The 19,256-nt window shown below is 69.9% G+C and carries 16 protein-coding genes; 12 read left to right on the top strand and 4 right to left on the bottom strand.

Annotated features, from left to right (window positions below):
* Positions 1-99: 99 nt before the first annotated feature.
* Positions 100-2,463 carry an acylase gene (locus tag AB0G04_RS40995; protein ID WP_360995075.1) on the top strand — a complete coding sequence of 788 codons (2,364 nt, stop codon included), beginning with the start codon at positions 100-102 and terminating at the stop codon, positions 2,461-2,463.
* A gap of 6 nt (positions 2,464-2,469) precedes the next feature.
* Here AB0G04_RS40995 and AB0G04_RS41000 read toward each other — a convergent pair whose 3' ends face one another.
* Entirely contained in the window at positions 2,470-3,285 is an 816-nt protein-coding gene (locus AB0G04_RS41000) for an NAD(P)H-binding protein (RefSeq protein WP_360995077.1), read from the bottom strand.
* A 175-nt stretch (positions 3,286-3,460) separates the two neighbouring features.
* Here AB0G04_RS41000 and AB0G04_RS41005 point away from each other — a divergent pair, with 175 nt between their 5' ends.
* Together AB0G04_RS41005 and AB0G04_RS41010 are read left to right on the top strand one after the other, a co-directional pair.
* Entirely contained in the window at positions 3,461-3,802 is a 342-nt protein-coding gene (locus AB0G04_RS41005; RefSeq protein ID WP_360995119.1) for a helix-turn-helix domain-containing protein, read from the top strand.
* 220 nt (positions 3,803-4,022) lie between these two features.
* Positions 4,023-4,820, top strand: coding sequence for a helix-turn-helix transcriptional regulator (locus AB0G04_RS41010; protein WP_360995121.1), 798 nt, complete (start codon positions 4,023-4,025; stop codon positions 4,818-4,820).
* A gap of 60 nt (positions 4,821-4,880) precedes the next feature.
* On the opposite strand, the gene AB0G04_RS41015 is transcribed toward AB0G04_RS41010, so the two are convergent.
* Positions 4,881-5,087 (bottom strand): DUF397 domain-containing protein, encoded by a 207-nt coding sequence (locus AB0G04_RS41015; protein WP_360995080.1) that lies wholly within the window; start codon positions 5,085-5,087, stop codon positions 4,881-4,883.
* A 318-nt stretch (positions 5,088-5,405) separates the two neighbouring features.
* Between AB0G04_RS41015 and AB0G04_RS41020 the strand changes: the two genes are divergently transcribed.
* Positions 5,406-6,362, top strand: a complete 957-nt coding sequence (locus AB0G04_RS41020) for a GGDEF domain-containing protein (RefSeq protein ID WP_360995083.1) — start codon at positions 5,406-5,408, stop codon at positions 6,360-6,362.
* Positions 6,363-6,556: 194 nt separating this feature from the next.
* Here AB0G04_RS41020 and AB0G04_RS41025 read toward each other — a convergent pair whose 3' ends face one another.
* Positions 6,557-7,483: an NADP-dependent oxidoreductase gene (locus AB0G04_RS41025; RefSeq protein WP_360995085.1), complete on the bottom strand. Its 927-nt coding sequence runs from the start codon at positions 7,481-7,483 to the stop codon at positions 6,557-6,559.
* Positions 7,484-7,926: 443 nt separating this feature from the next.
* Here AB0G04_RS41025 and AB0G04_RS41030 point away from each other — a divergent pair, with 443 nt between their 5' ends.
* From AB0G04_RS41030 to AB0G04_RS41055, 6 genes are all read left to right on the top strand, one after another.
* Positions 7,927-8,586 (top strand): type 1 glutamine amidotransferase domain-containing protein, encoded by a 660-nt coding sequence (locus AB0G04_RS41030; RefSeq protein WP_360995088.1) that lies wholly within the window; start codon positions 7,927-7,929, stop codon positions 8,584-8,586.
* Positions 8,583-9,212 (top strand): helix-turn-helix domain-containing protein, encoded by a 630-nt coding sequence (locus AB0G04_RS41035; protein WP_360995090.1) that lies wholly within the window; start codon positions 8,583-8,585, stop codon positions 9,210-9,212. Before AB0G04_RS41030 ends, AB0G04_RS41035 begins: the two co-directional genes overlap by 4 nt.
* A complete protein-coding gene (locus AB0G04_RS41040) occupies positions 9,209-9,574 on the top strand; it encodes a TfoX/Sxy family protein (RefSeq protein WP_360995092.1) in 366 nt (121 codons plus the stop codon). The genes AB0G04_RS41035 and AB0G04_RS41040 overlap by 4 nt, the downstream gene beginning before the upstream one ends.
* Positions 9,571-9,963, top strand: a complete 393-nt coding sequence (locus AB0G04_RS41045) for an NUDIX domain-containing protein (RefSeq protein WP_360995094.1) — start codon at positions 9,571-9,573, stop codon at positions 9,961-9,963. Before AB0G04_RS41040 ends, AB0G04_RS41045 begins: the two co-directional genes overlap by 4 nt.
* A 73-nt stretch (positions 9,964-10,036) precedes the next feature.
* Positions 10,037-13,132, top strand: coding sequence for an ABC transporter permease (locus tag AB0G04_RS41050; protein ID WP_360995097.1), 3,096 nt, complete (start codon positions 10,037-10,039; stop codon positions 13,130-13,132).
* Positions 13,129-16,206, top strand: coding sequence for an FtsX-like permease family protein (locus AB0G04_RS41055; RefSeq protein ID WP_360995100.1), 3,078 nt, complete (start codon positions 13,129-13,131; stop codon positions 16,204-16,206). Before AB0G04_RS41050 ends, AB0G04_RS41055 begins: the two co-directional genes overlap by 4 nt.
* Here AB0G04_RS41055 and AB0G04_RS41060 read toward each other — a convergent pair.
* A complete protein-coding gene (locus AB0G04_RS41060; protein WP_360995102.1) occupies positions 16,139-16,468 on the bottom strand; it encodes a transposase in 330 nt (109 codons plus the stop codon). The two genes, AB0G04_RS41055 and AB0G04_RS41060, sit on opposite strands and share 68 nt — an antisense overlap.
* A 531-nt stretch (positions 16,469-16,999) precedes the next feature.
* Between AB0G04_RS41060 and AB0G04_RS41065 the strand changes: the two genes are divergently transcribed.
* Together AB0G04_RS41065 and AB0G04_RS41070 are read left to right on the top strand one after the other, a co-directional pair.
* A complete protein-coding gene (locus AB0G04_RS41065; RefSeq protein ID WP_360995105.1) occupies positions 17,000-18,478 on the top strand; it encodes an SGNH/GDSL hydrolase family protein in 1,479 nt (492 codons plus the stop codon).
* Between the two features lie 366 nt (positions 18,479-18,844).
* Positions 18,845-19,256: hypothetical protein (locus AB0G04_RS41070; protein WP_360995108.1), on the top strand; the 412-nt coding region annotated here is incomplete at its 3' end.

Here is a 19,256-nt window from a genome sequence, read left to right on the forward strand (position 1 = left end):
GCTCGGCGGCGACGAGCGGGCAGGGCCGCGGCATCAGCCGGTGCCCTCCCACCGTCGCGATGAAGCCGCCGGGCATCGCATCAAGGGGGAGATGCTGCCGTGACGTCCTTGTCCGTGTGCCTCAAAGCAGCGGCGGCCGCCTTCGGAGTGGTCGTGGCGAGCGCAGTGGTACCGTCACCGGCTTCCGCCACGGAGCGTGGCGGCGGCTATGCGGCCCTGATTCGCCGGGCCTCCTACGGCGTCCCGCACATCACCGCCGATGACTTCGGCAGCCTCGGGTTCGGCGTCGGGTACGTGCAGGCCGAGGACAACATCTGCGTCATTGCCGAGAGTGTGGTGACGGCCAACGGTGAACGGTCGCGGTGGTTCGGTGCGGCCGGGCCGGACGACGCCAACGTGCGCAGCGACCTTTTCTACCGCAAGGCGCTCGACGACCGCGTCGCCGAGCGGCTGCTCGAGGGTCCCCGCGACGGTGTGCGGTCACCGTCCGACGACGTCCGTGACCAGATCCGCGGCTTCGTCGCCGGCTACAACCACTTCCTGCGCCGCACCGGCGTGCACCGCCTGACCGACCCGGCGTGCCGCGGCAAGGCCTGGGTGCGCCCGATCTCCGAGATGGATTTCTGGCGTACGTCGTGGGACAGCATGGTCCGGGCCGGCTCCCGGGCGCTGCTCGACGGCATCGTCGCCGCAACGCCACCGGCAGCCGCAGGGCCCGCGGAAGCCCCGGAGACTCCGGACGCCGCCGCGGTCGTCGCCGCCCTCGACGGGGCGAGCGCGGGTATCGGCAGCAACGCCTACGGCCTCGGTGCGCAGGCCACCGCGAACGGCAACGGGATGGTGCTGGCCAACCCGCACTTCCCGTGGCAGGGCGCCGAACGCTTCTACCGGATGCACCTCAAGGTGCCCGGCCGCTACGACGTCGAAGGCGCGGCGCTGATCGGTGACCCCATCGTCGAGATCGGGCACAACCGTACCGTCGCCTGGAGCCACACCGTCTCCACCGCGCGCCGGTTCGTGTGGCACCGCCTGAGTCTCGTGCCGGGAGACCCCACCTCCTACTACGTCGACGGCCGGCCCGAGAGGATGCGCACCCGCACGGTCACCGTGCAGACCGGCGGCGGCGCGGTCAGCCGCACCTTCCACGACACCCGCTACGGCCCGGTGGCCGTGGTGCCGGGCACCTTCGACTGGACGCCGGCCACCGCGTACGCCATCACCGACGTCAACGCGGGCAACAACCGCGCCTTCGACGGGTGGTTGCGGATGGGCCAGGCCAAGGATGTCCGGGCGCTCAAGGCGGTCCTCGACCGGTACCAGTTCCTTCCCTGGGTCAACGTGATCGCGGCCGACGCGCGCGGCGAGGCGCTCTACGGTGATCATTCGGTCGTTCCGCGGGTGACCGATGCGCTCGCGGCTGCCTGTATCCCGGCGCCTTTCCAGCCGCTCTACGCCTCCAGCGGCCAGGCGGTCCTGGACGGCTCCCGGTCGGACTGCGGGCTCGGTGCCGACCCCGACGCCGCGGTCCCGGGCATTCTCGGCCCGGCCAACCTGCCGGTGCGGTTCCGCGACGACTACGTCACCAACTCCAACGACAGTCACTGGCTGGCCAGCCCGGCCGCGCCGCTGGAGGGCTTCCCGCGGATCCTCGGCAACGAGCGCACCCAGCGCAGTCTGCGTACCCGGCTGGGGCTCGACCAGATCCAGCAGCGCCTCGCCGGCACGGACGGCCTGCCCGGCAAGGGCTTCACCACCGCCCGGCTCTGGCAGGTCATGTTCGGCAACCGGGTGTACGGCGCCGAACTCGTCCGCGACGACCTGGTGGCGCTCTGCCGTCAGCAGCCGGCCGCGACCGCCTCGAACGGCGCGACCGTCGATCTCACCGCGGCCTGCGAGGCGCTGTCCCGCTTCGACCTGCGTGTCGACCTGGACAGCCGGGGCGCGCACCTGTTCACGGAATTCGCCCTGGCGGGCGGAATCAGGTTCGCCGACACCTTCGATGCCACCGACCCGGTGCGTACCCCGCGCCGTCTCAACACCACAGATCCGCGGGTACGGGTGGCGCTCGCCGACGCCGTGCAACGACTCGCCGGCATCCCGCTCGACGCGAAGTTCGGTGACATCCACACCGACAGCCGTGGCGAACGACGCATCCCCATCCACGGCGGCCGTGGTGAGGCCGGCGTCTTCAACGTGATCACCAACCCGCTCGTGCCGGGCGTGGGGTACCCGCAGGTCGTACATGGATCGTCGTTCGTGATGGCCGTCGAGCTCGGCCGCAACGGCCCGTCGGGCCGGCAGATCCTCACCTATTCGCAGTCGGCGAACCCGAACTCACCCTGGTACGCCGACCAGACCTCGCTCTACTCGCGGAAGGGCTGGGACACCGTCAAGTACACCGAGGCGCAGATCGCGGCCGACCCGAACCTGCGGGTCTTCCGGGTGGTGCAGCGGGGACGCTGAGCCACGTCACGCCGGCCCGGTCCTTGCCGGGCGCAGGGCGTCGATCGTCCGGGCCGCGATGGTCACGGCGTTCGACGGCGGGCGTCGCAGCAGCTGCTTCAGGTCAGGGCCGGTGCCGCCGAGAAAGCCGTGCCGGATGCCGGTGGCGATCGAGGCGAGCATCGGTGGCTGGAACGGCAGCAGGCCGCCGTCGTTCAGCAGCCGGGTGCGGTACTCGCCCAGGCTGATCGTGCGGTGGCCGACGCCGAGGTGCGCGGCCACGCCGGTGGCGCTGATCGGCTCGCCCACCAGGTCATAGGTCCGGCCCGCGTGGGTGGAGGGCGTGCTCGCCACCGCTGCCGCGGCGGCGGCCAGGTCGGCCCGGGACGCCGCGGCCAGCGTGCCGTCGCCGAAGGGCGACTCCAGCCCGTCGGGCGTCCACGTCAGCAGGGCGCCGAAAAGCTCGGCGTACAGTCCGTTGCGCAGCAGGGTCCAGGCCAGGCCGCTGTGCCGGATCATGCGCTCGGTGGCGCGATGGGCCAGCGCGAACGCCAGGTGGTCGCCGGCGCTGGTCACGCTGGTGTAGATGATGTGGCGCACGCCGTCGCGTACCGCCGCGTCCAGGACCGCCCGGTGACGGGCCACCACCCGGTCGTCCTCCGCGTAGCCGGCGGAGACCAGGACCAGGGTCGTGACTCCGGTGAGGTCGAGGCCACCCGGGTCGTCGAAGTCGAGATGGCGCTGGTCGCCCGTGGGGGTACGGCTGCCTCCGGCCGCCGGCACACCCCGGGCGTCGAGCTGGACCAGGATGAGGGAGGCGAGCTGTCCGTTCGCGCCGGTCACCAGGATCACGGTGGGATACCTCCTGCAGTGGTTCTCTTCGGTTGCCGCGGTAAGAGATCCTGATCCGGCCACCACCGGCTCGCAAGGAGGCAGTTCCGTGTCAGTGACGCACACCGGGGTAACCGTCCCCGCCGCGCTCGAACCGTGCGGGCAGCCGGAGCATCAGGACTGCGGGATCCGGGACGTGCTCGATCGTGTGGGCGACAAGTGGTCCGTACTCGTGATCGTGGAGCTCGCCGGGGGACCGCGCCGCTTCCGGGAGATCGAGCGTGCCGTGCAGGGGATCTCCCAGCGGATGCTGACGCTCACGGTGCGCAGGCTGGAGCGGGACGGGCTGGTGCGGCGCACCGTGTATCCGACCGTGCCGGCGCAGGTCGACTACCGCCTCACCGAGGTCGGCGCGAGCCTCACCCACCTGGTCAAGGCGCTGGCCGACTGGTCGCTGGCACACCGGGAAACCATCGCCGGGGCCCGCGACGCCTACGATGCCGAGCATCCCGGACACGACATCCGCTGATCAACAGGATCCCGCGAGCACATCTCCAGAGAGATCGCCGCGCGCCGCTACGCCGGGGCGCGCCTCACCGCGAACACCGGCTCGTCCCCATAACACGTTGGGTCCGCAACGACGGGTTGCCTGTTGACAACGCGGCGTTGCGGGTACGGTAACCTGCGTCACCGTCCACATGGGGTTGGCAAGGCGGAGGTAAGGCGTGCCGGTCACAGGCCAACGCGTCGTGCGGCGGGCGTTGGGGCGGCGATTGACGCGCCTGCGCACGGCCTGCGGGATGAGCCGGCGGGATGTGGTGGAAGCGCGGCTGGGGATCTCGGAGCCGACACTGCACCGCATCGAGACGGGCAAGGTGCCGGTGACCGGGGCCAACGTACGCGCGCTCTGCTGGCTCTACGGTGCGGACCAGAGCATCACTGACGCGCTCGCCGACCTCGCGCTGGGCACGTCACAGCAGGAGTGGTGGGACGCCAGCCCGGTGATCCCCGAGTGGTTCAAGCTGTACGTCGGGCTGGAGGCGTCCGCATCCCGGATGTTCGGGTACGACGGCGAGATCGTGCCCGGCGAGCTGCAGACCCCGGAGTACGCGCGAGCGGTGTTCGGCGCCGAGCAGCCGGCCGACTCGGAGGTCGCCGAGCGCCACATCAACCTCCGCATGCAGCGGCAGAAGACGCTCTTCGCTCGCAACCCACCCATCCGTCTCGTGACGGTGCTCGGCGAGGGAACGTTGACCCGGCCGGTCGGCGGCGACCAGGTGATGAAGGGGCAGATCGAGCATCTGCGACGACTGTCCCGGGAGGATACGGTCGACGTGCGGGTGCTGCCGTTCTCGGTCGGGGCGCACGCGGCGATGGCCGGTGCGTTCCGGATCCTGGAGTTCGACGACCCGGACGACCCCGACGTGGTCTACCTCGAGTCCCACGTCGGTGCCCTTTACCTGGAGGAACAGGTCGAGGTAGACGAATACCGGCGGATCTTCGATCTCATCAGCAAGGATTCCGTGCCGGTCGGTGAGTTCCTGTGACGGACTGAGAACTGCTCGAGGTGACCGGGGAGGCTGCCCGCGGTGATCGGGCCGGCGTGATCAGTCGGTCAGGAGCTGGTCGAACTCGCCGCGCTTGGCGCCGAACAGGAACGAGGCCCACTCCTCGGTCGTGAACACCACCGTGCCGGCCTCGCGTGCCTTGCTGTTGCGGACCTCGATGAGGCCGTTCTGACGGCGAGCCTCGACGCAACTGCCCCCGTTGCCTGTCGACCTGCTGGAAATGATCCAGCCAGTTTCACTACTCATCAGTGCCCCTCCTTCTGGAGTTGCTCACTGTGGGTAATCGGCCTGCCACCGATCGAGTGGCCGTATACGGCCCTTAATGCCTGCCCGAAGTGCAAAATCCGGATTTCACGTACGCGGGCGGCTCTTTCACCACGAAATTGCACGAACTCAAAGTAGCTGAAACCTGCTTCGGATGCATCTCGTCACCGTGACAGTTGTCCGCGTGAAATCTTGCACACGTCTGAACCGGCTGCCATGATTCCACTGTGGTGCTTGGCGATCCCTCGCCGTCGGCTCGACAGCTCCCGCTGGTCCGCCAGAGTTTTGAGAGGACGGCTGATGCGGATCCTCGACCCTGCCGCCGCCGGCACCGGCGGTGCTCTGTCAGATGACGCCCAGCCGGGGACCGAGCCCGAAACCGCCCGCCTCCAGGCTCGCATCGATCAACTCGCGGCCCACGTTCAGCAGCTGGAGCAGGAGCGAGCCTCGCTTCGATGGATGGCCGGCCACGACGACCTCACCGGACTCGCCAATCGCCGCCTCTTTCACACGCTCGCCCCGGAGTTGCTGCGCCGCGACAACTGCTCGTCGGCCGTCCTGATCCTCGACCTCAACGGTTTCAAGCCGATCAACGACACCTACGGGCACGATGCCGGTGACGAGGTCCTCCGCGTGGTCGCCAAGCGCATCGTCGCCTGCCTCGGCGACCATCTGGTGGCCCGGTTCGGCGGTGACGAGTTCGCCGCGCTGCCCCGCGCCCCGCGCGCTGATGCCCCGGGGGCGTGGTGGCACGAGGTGGCCGGCTCGCTGAGCGCTGCGATCGCGCCCCCGATGAACGTGCTGGGCCACACCCTGTCCGTCACCGCCTCGATCGGCATCGTGCCGGCTGGGCCCTCCCGCGACCTTACCGATCTGCTGCGCCGCGCGGACCAGGCCATGTTCAGCGCCAAGCGGCACGCGAAAACCACCGACAAGACCGGTATCACCTGGGTCGTGGCCACCGAGACCGGCGACCACACCGAGACGTACGAGCCGGCTGCCGTCCCTGTGCCCCCTCCGGGTCCGGCAGCCTCCGGATCCGCGGTGGTGTACCGGCCGGGCGACCCGGTATGGGTGCGCCGCAGTGGCGCGCGTCGTGCGGGGGTGGTCGAGGGTGCCTGCGAATGGGCGGCGCTGGTTCGCTACCGATGCCAGGACGGAGCCGGCACGATGGTCGACACGATAGCCACGGACTGTCTCACGGTCCGAGCCGAAGCCGATCCGTACCTGGACCGGAAGTCCTCCGCCTCCATGTGACTGCGCGAGCTGACGGTCGCCATCGCGGCAGGCTCGGTCACCGCCGCACTCCCTGTCAGCCACACCGTCAGTCAGCCACACCGTCAGTCAGCCGCACCGTCAGTCAGCCGCACCGTCAGTCAGCCCGCACCGTCGGCTGTCAGGCCGGCATCAGCTTGTCAGCCCACCGTCGTTGTCAGGCCGGCGTCAGCCTGTCAGCCCACCGTCAGCACGAGCTTTCCGCGCAGCCCACCGGCCAATACCCGCCGGTGTGCGTCGGCCGCTTCGGTCAGCGGCATCGTGACCGCCACGCGTGTACGTAGCTGTCCAGCCGCCACCTGCCCCACCAAGTCGGCCAGCAGCCCGCGGTCGTGCCGGATGAGTTGCAGCTCCTGGCGCACACCACGTGCCGGAACGATGGCCGGTGTGGGCCGGGTCGTCACCACGATTCCCCGGTCCTGGACGACAGCGGCCGCCGCCTCGCCGACGGGGACCGCGTCGAACACCGCGCCCACCGGTCCGACCGTGGCCAGATCGACGGACCGGGAGACCACCTCGTGAGCGCCGAGATCGCGCACCCATTGCTCATCGCCGTCGCTTGCCTGGGCCACGACACGGTAGCCACCCCGAAGGGCAAGCTGGACGGCGAAGCCGCCGACACCGCCGCTGGCACCGGTGACCAGAATGCTGCTGCCGGCCGGCAGCATGGCCAAGGAAACCAGTGACAGCCCCTGGTGTGCGGTCTGGGCGTTGAGCGGCACCGTGGAAGCGGACACGAAGTCGAGCTCGTCCGGCAGGCGCACCAGCCAGTCCGCGTCGGCGGCCACAAACTCGGCATAGCCACCTGGTGTACCCCGCGTCAAGTACCACGGGATCATCCCGACGACACGATCACCCACCCCGAAATCCGCCGTACCGGGGCCGACCGAGGCCACCTCACCGGCGATGTCCCAGCCGGGCGAGAACGGCGGCGGAACCGGCCCGCGAGGAATCTCTCCGGTCGTGGCGGCAAGGTCAGCCGGGTGCACACAGACCGCACGGATCCGGACGACCACCTGCCCAGGCCCCGCCTGGGGCTCGGGCAGTTCGGTCACCTGCAACACCTCAGGACCGCCAAGCGCGGCCGCGACGACTCCCAGCACGAGTCCACTCTAGACCGTCGCCTGCCGATTCACTGCCCGCGCCGTAGCCGTTACCTGGCGCCGGCCGACCGGCTCGGATGCCTGCCCCGGCCACGCGGCATTCCGTCGGTCTCCTCCCTGCGCGCACCACCATCCCCGCCGGAACCGGGCTGGCTGTTCCGGTTGGACAGAGTCGCTCGGCTTCCGCGGCCTGATCCCGTCGAGGATCCGGTGTGCATGTCGTTCCGATCGAGTACGGTCCGGCACCTGACCCGCCGGGTCATGGCTCGTCCGGACGTTCGGGGCTGCTGCTGGTTCCACGCGGTGAACTGGACACACGCTACGCCCGCAGGTTCGCTCGCCGATTCGAGGCGGGCCGAGGGCTGTTCGTGGTCGGGCGCTGATTGCTGGGGACGTATGCACAAAATCTTGTGTCCGCTAAAGGTTTTGTGCATACTGTGATCATGACGCGATCGGTTCTCATGGTGCTCACTTCGCACGACACGTTCGGTGCTACCGGCCGGCCTACCGGTTTCTGGCTGGAAGAGCTCGTGGTCCCCCTGCGCGCTTTCCGGGATGCCGGGCTGGCCGTCGATCTGACCTCGGTGCGCGGCGGGCGGCCGACGGTGGACCCGGCCAGCACGAACGACACCGCCATCGACCCCATCCTCGACACTGTGCTGGCCGGCACCGTGCCGCTGACGTCCGTCGACCCGGCCGGCTACGACGCGGTGTTCCTGGTCGGCGGACACGGCACCATGTGGGACTTCCCCGACGACGAGTCCCTCGCCGGGATCGTCAGCACGATCGGCCGCACCGGTGTCGTGGCGGCCGTCTGCCATGGCGTGGCCGGGCTGCTCGGTGCGACCACTGCGACCGGGGAACCGCTCGTGGCGGGGCGGACCGTGACGGGGTTCAGCGACGCCGAGGAGGTGCTGGCCGGCGCGACCGCCGTACTGCCCTTCTCGCTGGAGCAACGGCTCAAGAGTCTCGGCGCCGTGGTAGAGGTCGGTGAGCCGTTCACGCCGACGGTGCGCCGGGACGGCCGCCTGCTCACCGGCCAGAACCCGGCTTCGTCAGCCGGTGTCGCCGCCGCTGTCGTCGACGTTCTGACGCTGCCGTGACCACTCCCGCCGACCAGTTCGCGGCGCTGCCGCTGCGCGAACGCAAGCGGGCCCGCCTCCGGGTGGGGCTGTGGCAGGCCCTGCGCGAACGCGTCGAACACACGGCGTTCGCTGACATCCCGGTGCGGGAACTCGCGGCGGCAGCCGAGGTGTCCGAGCCGACGTTCTTCGCGCACTTCGGTTCCAAGACCGACCTGCTCGCTTACCACATCTGCATGTGGCGCATCGGCACCGTCCTGGCCGCCGACGGTGCGTCGGACGGCGTCGACTTCATCCAGCGGTTCTTCGACGAGACGGCCCGGTCCATCGTCGCGGGGCCCCGCATGTGGTTCGAGATCACCGCCGAGGTCGCACGCGGTGGCGGTATCTGTGCCGTGTTGAACATCAGCGCCGCCGAACGGCTGCTCGTCTTCGACGACCTGCGTGCCCTCGACGTCACCGTGACACCGCAGGCCGATCTGTTCCGCCAGCATCTGCCATCGTCGCCGGACCCGGAGGCGGCGGTGACCGGCCTGCTCGCCGGCTTCTACGGCGTCCCCCTCGCCCTCGGTGCCGACCGCCTCGATGAGCTGCGCGAGGCATACCGCACACTCGTCGCCCGGTACACCACGGCAGCCGTCGCATGACCGGCTCCCGTGCCCTGGCCGAGCACATCCTCGACCTCCTCGGCCCCCGTCCGGACGTCGACCTCGTCCCCTTCTTCGGTGGCTGGTCACTACGGCACGAGGGGAAGCAGATCGGCATCGTCATGGACACCGCTTACGCCAAGGTCGATTCCGCACACCGCGACAACTGGCACGACAACGGCTCGGTTCCGTTCCGGTACACCGCCCGCGGCCGCACCATCACCGTCGAGGCCTACTGGAGCGTCCCGGCTGACGCACTGGAGGACTCGAACCTGCTCCGCGACCTCCTCTTCGGAACAGGTGGCGATGCGGGCCGCCCCGCTGGTTCTTGTCGGAGGGTCATGCCACTATCCCGCCCATGATTCAGATCGTCATGGGGGCGTTGATCCGCGAAGGTCAGATTCTGCTCGTGCACCGAAGTCCGAACCGTCCTGTCTACCCGGACGTGTGGGGCCTTGGCGGCGGGCACCTGGAGACGGGCGAGACAGAACTGGCTGGGCTCGCCAGGGAGCTGGACGAGGAACTGGGCGTACAGATAGATCCCGGCTCGGCGATCCATCTGTGCCGGTTGCAGGCGGGCCGCGGAGGGGAATCCGTGCACTTCAGCGCCTGGATTGTCAAGCAGTGGGCGGGGACACCAGTAAACGCCGCCCCCGAAGAACACGACGAGATCCGCTGGTTCCGGCCCGAGGAGCTGCCTCCTCTTGCCCACGAACCCGTACGTACGGCGCTGATGGAAGCGATGCGCTAGCCGCAGATCCACAGTGCCCCCCACGTGCTGTGGCCATCGCGTAGCCTGCCCGTGGATCGGGGGAGGGTGTAGTTTGTTCGCGCTCGTTTTCGACGCGGTGCGGGCGCGAACCGCGCAGGTACTGGCGATCTTTGTGCTGACCGCACTGGCCGCCACCGTCGCTGCCGCCGGTCCTTGGTATGCGTACGCATCCGCGACCCGCGCTGCCGAGGCTCAGCTGAGCGCCGCCTCGGCGGCCCAGCGCAACATCTCGATCCAGACCGAGACCAGTACCCGGAACGACGCGGCCGGCGTGCTCGGCCGGTTCGCCGACGTCGCCTCCGGTGAGTTGTCCAGCTCACTGGACCAGCCGGTGCGCGGGATCCGGCTGCCGCTGACCGTCACCCGGGCCGACGCAGACGCGACCATGGCGGTCGCCTACCGGGACGACCTCTGTCAGCACGTCCGCCTCGACGGGCCCTGTCCGTCCGCCCCGCTTCAGATCGCGGTCAGCAACGCCACCGCCCAGAACCTGGGGCTGGCAACCGGCGACAAACTGACCCTGCTGGACCCGTTGAGCACACCGTTCCAGTTCACGGTCGTCGCCCGTTACTCGATGCGCGATCCCGCGGACCCGTATTGGAGCAATCCGCTGTTCCGGGCCGAGACCCCCGGACTGGACCCGGCCTTCACACCGGTCGAGACGTTCGGTTCCGACCGGTTCCCGGAGCCGACGCTCACGTACGACGTCCGGGTCCCGCCAGACCTGATCCGCGGCGACGGCGCGCAGCGCCTCGGTGTCGCGCTGGCCGATGCCGAGGCCCGGCTGAGCCTGGACAGGCTGCGGATGATCACCGGCATCGACACGGTGCTGGAGCGCATCGCCAGGGACCGGGACACGGTGCGCCGCGGCGTTCTGACCGCGGGCCTGCAGACGCTGATCCTCACCTGGTTCGCGATCGGGATCGCCGGGCGCTGCACCGGCCGGGACCGGCGTACCGACGTGGCGCTGCTCAAACTGCACGGCGTGAGCCGGGGCGTCATCCTGCGGCTGGCCGGGGGACAACACCTGGTGCCGCTGGTGCTCGGTGTGCTGGTCGGTGCGCCCGCCGGGCTTCTGCTCGCCGGTGGCCTCGCCGGGGCGGTGCCGCCGAGCGACCGGGACGCTGCGCTGTTGCTCGTGGGAGCCGCCGTCGCCGCCGTACTGCTCGGCAGCCTGCTCGTGCTGATCATCGGTGAGGCGCTGGTGCTGCGGCAGCCGGTCGCGGTGCTGCTGCAGCGCTCGGCGATGCGACGCGCCGACTGGCGCTCCACCATGGTCGACCAGGTGCTCGCCGCCGTTGCTGCCGCCGCGGTCTACCAGGCGCGGTCCGGCGGGTCGGAGGACGGCCTCAAGGCCGCCGCGCCCGCGCTCGCCGCGCTGGCCGTGGCACTGCTGGCGGCGCGGCTGCTGGTACGCGTCGCCGACCGGGCCGGCAACGTGGCGTTGCGTGCCGGGCGGCTCGGGCTCGGCCTCACCGCCGTCCAGGTCTCCCGCCAGCGCGGCGCCGACCGGGTGTTCGCCCTGATCGTGGTGGCGGTCGCCAGCTTCGCCACGGCAGCCGGCGGGCTGGCTGCCGACCGTACCGTTCGCGCCGATCGCAGCGCCGCGGAGCTGGGCGCCGCCCGGGTGCTCAAGGTGGAGGCGCCGAACCGTACGGCGCTGCTCGCGGCGGTCCGGCGGGCCGATCCGGGCGGCCGGGAGGCGATGGCGGTGGTCGCCGACACCACGACCATCCCGCCGGTGCTGGCCGTGGACACCACGCGGCTCGCCGCGGTCGCCGAGTGGCGCCCCGAGTTCGGGCCGGGCGGCCTGCTCCCGGACGCGACGGCGGCCGGCAGCGTGAAACCGCTGCCGGTGGTCACCGGCGACCGGCTGACCCTTCGGACGCGGTACGAGGGCACCGCCCCGGTCACTGTCGAGCTGCTGCTCCAGCACGAGGGCACCGGCCTGCCGGTGCAGGTCGACTTCGGTGTTCTGGGCGCGGGGGAGGGCACGGTCTCGGCTCCGGCGCCCGGATGCGCCGCCGCGCCCGGCTGTCGCCTGGTCCGCTGGGGGCTGACCGCGCCGGGCTGGCGAAGCAGGTGGAGCCCACTCCCGCCGGATACCGTGGTGACGCTGCAGAGCCTGCGGCAGGACGGCCCGGCCGCGGAGATCCTGGACCCCGCCCGGTTCGGCAATATCGGCTGGTGGCGGCCCGCCGTCGGGGGCGTCGCCATCGACATCGCCACGACCGGCGACGGCCTGCGGCTGTCCGCCGACCGCAACGAGCTGGGAGTGCCGTTGAGTGGCACCGAGGTCTGGGCGTCCGACACCTCGATGCCTCTGCCGGTGGTGCTGGCCGGCGAGGCTCCGGCCGAGTGGCGGCTCACCGACCCGCTGCTGAACTCGTTCGGCCGGGTCCCGGCGCGGGTCGCCGGCACCGCCCAGGCCCTGCCCGGGCTGGGAACGACCGGGATCCTCGTCGACCTGGACGCCACCCGCCGTGTCGCGGGTGAGAGCGAGCCGCCCGGGGAGTACCAGGTCTGGCTCTCCGCCGGCGCCCGCTCGAGCCTGGTGGCCGACCTGACCGCGGCCGGGCTCACCGTGATCACGGACGACAGCGCCAAGGAACGATCCGTCGTCCTCGGCCACCAGGGACCGGCGGCCGTCGCACAGTTCGCGTTGCTGGCCGGCGTGGCGGCGCTACTGCTCGCCGCGGCCACGACAGCCGTCGCTGTCGCCGTCGACCGGCCCATGCTGCGCGGGCAACTCGAGGCGCTGCGCCTGCAGGGACTATCTGCCCCCGTGGCGGTCACCACCGGTCATGCCGGGACGGCCGCCCTCGTACTGGCCGGTCTGTCGGTCGGTGTGTTCTCCGCCTTGCTGGTCGGGCCGCTCACCCGGATCGTCGTGCCACCGTTCACCGACGGCTGGGCGGTGCTGCCGCCGCCGGCCACCCTCAGCGGCGCTGTGCTCGCGCTGTCCGCGCTGATCGCCCTCGTCGTGCTCGGCGTGACCGGGTGGCTGTCGGTGCTGCCGCTCCTTCGCAGCCTTCGAGCGCCCGGCTCGGCACCGCCCGCGGCGCCGTCGCCTGACCGGCATGCCGGCGGCGTGCCGGCCGGCACCGCGGCCGGTCGCGGTGCCGATCCGAAAGAGGACGGTCGATGATCTCGCTGGTCTTCGTCATGCTCTGGCACCGCCGCGGGCAGGCCGTCACCCTGGCACTGCTCGGCCTGCTGGCGGTCACCTCCGCGGTCGCCGCACCGGCCTATCTGATCGCGGTCGACCGTGCGGTCGCCCTCGGGCAGATCGCCACCGCCGCGCCCGACGAGCTCGGCCTGGTGGCGAGCGCGGTGCAGAACGAGCGCGTCGCCACCGAGGACGACACCCGGGACCCGGGCCAGAACCCGGACCAGGCGGAGCAGGGTGGGTTGCAGTTCGGCGACGTGGCCGCGGCGCTGGTCGCCCTGCCCGGCTTCACCTACGTCTACTCGGCGGAGTACTGGGTCATCGGCATCGACTCGGATGCGGCGAACCCCGGGCGCTTCGTCTACCGCCAGGACGTCTGCGCCCACCTGCAGATCCTGACCGGCCGCTGCCTGGCCGCGGAGGGCGATGTACTGCTCGGGGAGCACACGGCACAGCGGCTGAACCTCAAGGCAGGCGACGCGGTCGAGCTGCGGTCGGCCGTGCCCGATCCGGATCCACGGCGGAAGGTCTGGACACCGGACGGGAAGCCGCGACGCCTTCTGATCGCCGGCACCTACCGGCCGACCGAGCCGAGTGCCGGCTTCTGGGGCGCCCGCGGCTACTTCACCGCGACACCGGAGACCGGCCCGGGCGAACCTATCTTCACCGCCGCGGTGACGCAGCAGACGATGGACCACGGCCGGATCACGCTGGCGATGGACGGCCGGGCCGGCCCGGCCGCGTTGCACCCCGACCGTCTCGACCAGCTCCGGGCCGACCTGCGGAAGCTGAATCAGACCACCGCCGACGTCGGCATGGCGGTGCAGATCGACACCGGGATGACGGCACTGCTGGACCGCATCGACATCGGACAGTCGTCGACCCGGCTGCTCGTGCCGGTGCTGGCCGTGCCACTGATCCTGCTCGCCTGCTTCACCATCTTCCTCACCGTCGGCTACGGCCTCGAGGGCCGGCAGAACGAGTTGGCGGTCGTCGCGCTGCGTGGCTCGCGATGGTGGACGCGGTGGTGGCTGGCGGCCGGCGAGAGCCTCGTCGCGGTCCTGGCCGGCGCCCTGTGCGGCTGCCTGATCGGGCAGCTGCTGGTCAACGCGATCGCGGCGATCGTCTTCCCGGACGGCGGCATCCCCTCCGGCTGGAGCTCACTGCGCCACGCGCCACTGGCTGCGGGGGCAGCGCTGCTGTCGGTGATGGCGGCTCAGCGCCGCCAGTTCGTCGGCTCGGTAGCCGGACTGCTGCGCCGGCACCCCTCCACCGCCAACAGCCGGTGGGCGATCGCGGCGGACGCGCTCGCCGTACTCCTCGCCGTCGTCGCCTCGGTCCAGCTCGTACTCTCCAAGGGTTCGCTGACCGGGGTGGGCCTGTTCGCACCCGCCGTCCTGATGCTCGCCCTCGGCCTGCTCGCCGCCCGCGCCCTGCTTCCCTTGATCAGCCGGTACGCGATCCGCGCCCTGCACCGCGGCCGTCTCGGTGTCGCCCTGGCCGGTCTGCAGCTCGCCCGCCGGCCCGGCGCCGGCCGGCTCTTCGCACTGCTGGTGGCCACCGTGGCCGTGGCCGGATACGCGACCTGCGCGGTGGACACCGCCGCCTCCGGCCGCGCCGTCGAGGCAACCCTCGGCATCGGTGCGGACCGGGTCCTCACCGTGCAGACGGCACAACCCCAGCAGCTGCTGGCCGCGGTGCGCCGGATCGACCCCGACGGTGACTTCGCCATGGCGGTCATCCGGCTGCCCCCGGGCAGCTCCGCCGCCGCCGCGCCAGGCCTGGCCGTGGACTCCACCCGGCTGGCGGCCGTCGCGGCGTGGCCGGGCGACGGACCCGGCCCGGCCGAGGTCGCCAGCCGGGTGCGCCCGGAGTTGCCGGCTCCACCGGAGTTCCCCGGCCCGGACATCGCCGTCGACGTGTCGGCGTCCGGCCTGGTACCGGGCACGAAAGGCCTGCGGCTCCAGGTGTCGGTCTCGTCGCTGAACGGGATCGGTGACGCGGTGATCGAGCTCGGCGAGCTGCAGAACCGGCCGGTCACGTACCAGCAGAGGATCGCGGTCTGCCAGGAAGGTTGCCGGATCGACGGCATCGGGCTCGCCCGGACCGGCTCGTCCCGCATCACCGCCGAGGTGGTGCTCCATGGCGTGCGCGCCACCGGCCCGGACCGGGAAGTGTTGCCGCCGACCCGGCTGGCCGACCCGGACAGCTGGCGGGCAAGCCCGGAGGTGCGGCTGGCGCAAGCGCCGAACGGCCTGCGGCTCGACTTCGACGAATCGGTAAGCGTCTCCCCGCTCGTCTGGATCAAGCCGGCCAGTACCCCGGACCCGATCCCGGTCGTCGTGGCCGGTGGCCGCCTCGCCGACGACGTCATCAGCGGTCTGGACGCCAAGCCCATGCTGGTCACCAACGCCGGGACCCTGCCGGTCGTGCCCCAGTTGGGCCGCCGGGCCGTCGTGGTCGACCTCGAGTACGCGGACCGGATGACCATGAACGCCGGCCTCGGCAACGCGCCACAGATCTGGCTCAACGCGGCGGCGCCGCCGGACATCCTGGACCGGGTCTCGGCACAGGGGCTCACCGTCATCGCCGACGTCCACTCCGATCAGGTACGCCGCCGCCTCGAACAGCAGGGGCCGGCGCTGGCGCTCTGGTTCCACGTGCTGACCGGCGCTCTGGCCGTACTGCTGGGAGCGGGCGCACTGGTGCTGGCGGCAGCGGTGGACCGGCGCCGCCGGGTCGAGGACCTCTCCGTGCTACGGAACCAGGGGCTGCGTCCTGGCCCGGCCGGACAGGCGATGCTCTGGACGTACCCGGCACTGGTTGCTGTCGCCGTAGTGATCGGACTGCTGGTCGGGGCGATCGCGTGGCTGGTCACCGGCTGGGCGCTGCCGCTCGCCGGCCCGTACCCGCCGGATCTTCCACTGCCCGGCTGGCCGCGGGTCACCGTGCTGCTCGCGGTGGGTGCGGTGGTCCTGCTGGTGCTCACGGCGGTGGCCGTCGCCACGGGACGCAATCTGCGCCGGCGTGTGATGCGCCGGGGAACGCTTTGACATCGGCGGTGCGATGAGAGCGCTGACGTGGGCGCGGCGGACCTGGCGTACGGGGACGCCGCCCCCGGCCTTCGTTCCAACACACGCATGGTGGTTTTACCTTCGGCGAGTTTGCGCCGGTAGTAGCGGCGGCCATGATGTGCAGGACCCGGTTGATGCGCCGGTTCCCGGCCCGCGACAGGCGGTGCCGGTTCCGGTCGCCGGATGAGGCGTCGCGATCGGTGTCAAGGACGCCTGACAGTTGGACTGACCGATTGTTCATCGAGATCGGTCGCTGTGATCGTCCACTGTGTTAACGTGCCGACGGTGCGATCATGGAAGCCTGGTGGACGTGCTGTCGCATCTGGACAGAGTCGTCGTCGACCGTCAGCTGCTGCCTCGACATATGCCTCAGCCACTCGGAATCCAGCACGGTGGCGCTTCCGCGAGGCGGCCGTCCGGGCAGCCATGGAGCACCACGACAGGCCCTCTGTTGTCGCCTCGGCCAGCTGCGGGTCGCGGAACGGACTGGTCGAGGTTTCCATCCGGCGGGTGGGCTACGAGGAGTTTGTTCGCCCACGGACGTCGACGTTCGCGCGTACCGCGTACCTGCTGACCGGTGACCGGCGCGATACGGAGGATCTCGTGCAGGTATCGCTGGCCCGTACCGCGAACCGGTGGACTCGGCTCGATGACCCGGAGGCGTACGTGCGTCGTGTCCCACACACCCAGGCGGTGTCGTGGCGGCGGGGTCGGGCTCTTCAAGAACCAGCACATCGAGTTCATTTCAAGTTCCATGGCCAGGAGGCAGTACGTGGTGCGTAGAAACGCATACCAAGGATTTCTCACTATTGTGATGGTGGCGGCAGCCGCCGCGCCATTCACGCATAGCAAGGCAGCTCATGCCAATCCGACATTTACCCTGACATCGATGTCGGCAACAGTGAGCGGCACTAACGTCACGGCTACCGCCAATGTGCAGGCGTCGCCACAGGCAACGGCCGAATACGCCGGTATCTGTGTGCGCGATGCTTCTGACAGAATTTGGGACTTCGATAAGCGCACCAACCATACTATTAGCACAACCGGCACGACGTTGAATGGCTCCGGGAAAACTTTCGACGCCGGAACGTACACCTATTTTGTGTGCCTCAGCGTCAATAACGTCTGGTACCAAGCGGGTGCTTCGAAAACCTTTACTGTCGGCGGTGGCACCACCGTACCTCCGGGCAGCAGCTATGGCGACAACGCCCTTGGACGCTGGAGGAGCGCTGTCGCAAACCGCAACTCGCAACCAGCGACCTGGGTTGCCTGGGGGGATTCCTTCACAGAGGGTCAGGGCGCATCAAGCAGGCCCGATCGCTGGATCGACAAAGCACTTGGCAGTCTGCGCAATACCTACCCGACGACTGGCGTAACGGGCGGCGCGGGCTATCTGCCATCTTTTTACGCAACCTACGCCCCTGATTCAACCTGGATGCCATTCACCTCATCGGGCGGCAGCCACACCTGGGAAGACTGGGGTGGCTCCCTTGGTAACCGCATTGTCAACATGAGCGCCGGCGGCTACGAAACGTTCACGGTCACCGGTACATCAGTTGACATCTTGTACTCTCGGGGCGCTGGCGGCACCTTCAGCTACAAAGTTGATTCCGGCGCGCCGGTGAATGTCAGCACTTCGGGCAGCTACGATCCGTCCAGCCACGTCCACGTCACCTTCACAACACCCGGCACGCATACGGTCACTATCACCGGCGTATCAGGCACAAGTTATCTTGAAGGCTTGATGGTGTACAACGGCGATGAGACCAAAGGCATCCGCCTGTACGACGCCGCGCACACCGGTGCCACCACCGACGACTTCACCTCCAGCATGTGGGACCAGGCCGAGATCACAGCGACCGCAAAAGCAGACCTGGTAACCGTTGCACTTGGCGCGAACGACTACCTGAGCGGCTCGGAGACCCCTGCCGGCGTCACTGCAAACTTGCAAGAAATGATCGACAGCATCCGTTCCAAGGCGAGTACGCACTCCACCCACCAACCGTCTATCGCGGTCGTGATCCCTTGGGACTTCTCAGCCTACGGCTCCATTAATGGCTACACATGGAGCGACTTCGTCGATGCCATCCGCGATGTAGCGGCCGCAGATTCATCTGTTGCGCTACTCGACTTGACGTCGACCGGCTCACCGGCAGGTGTTGGTGGGGGCTTGTACGCATCTGATGGACTACACCCGTCCAACAGCGGACAAGCAGCTATCAGTGCAGCCGCTGCATCTTTCCTGGACTGATGCAAAACGCCGCGCGGCCTCCCTACCGGAATGTCCGCGCGGCGTAGCCTCCTCCCTTCAGTAAGGGTGGCCGGGAGGTGTTGCGGACGCGGCCTCGGGTGCGGGCGGCGATGAGTGCGCAGGTGCGGGAACAGGGTCGTCATCTGGGTGGTCGTCCGCCGTACGGCTACCGGTTGGTGGACGCGGGCCCGCATCCGAACGCGGTGCAGGCGAGCTGGTGTCGGCACCATCACCGCCGACAATCCCGACCCGTAGGAGACACCACGCGGGCTGTGGCCAGGTCCTCAACTGGCGCGATCCACGCGGGCCGTACCGTGTTCCAGGTCCCCATCCCGGGGCAACGCTTCGCAATTCTCGGGAGGTCCGATGGAGATCGGCTCCTGTTCAGTTCGGGCCGTGCTTTATCTGGATGTGGCCGATCTGCCTGCGGTGGCCAGCTGGCACGACGCTGCCGAGGCTGCGTTGCTGCTCCTGGTCCAGCCCCCGGGTGCGGCCCCGGTCGACCGCAAGATGACCGGTTTTACCCGCGCCGAAGACGGCAGCGGGGGACCCATCAGTGGCCGAGTGTGGGCCGACAGCCTGGTCCCGGACCTCTATCAGCTTCAAACCCTCTGGAGCTACGGCGACTCTCATCCTCGCGGCCCGGTCAGCAATGTCGATGTCAGGGTCTTCCGCCCTGGATTCGGCGCATTCCTCTGGCTTGACTTGCTCGTCGTCCTGGCGGATCAGTCCGCGCTGCGGGCAGTGTGCGACGCGGTGCTCGCAGTCGTGCAGGCAA

It is taken from the genome of Actinoplanes sp. NPDC023801 (assembly GCF_040639655.1).
Classification (GTDB): domain Bacteria; phylum Actinomycetota; class Actinomycetes; order Mycobacteriales; family Micromonosporaceae; genus Actinoplanes.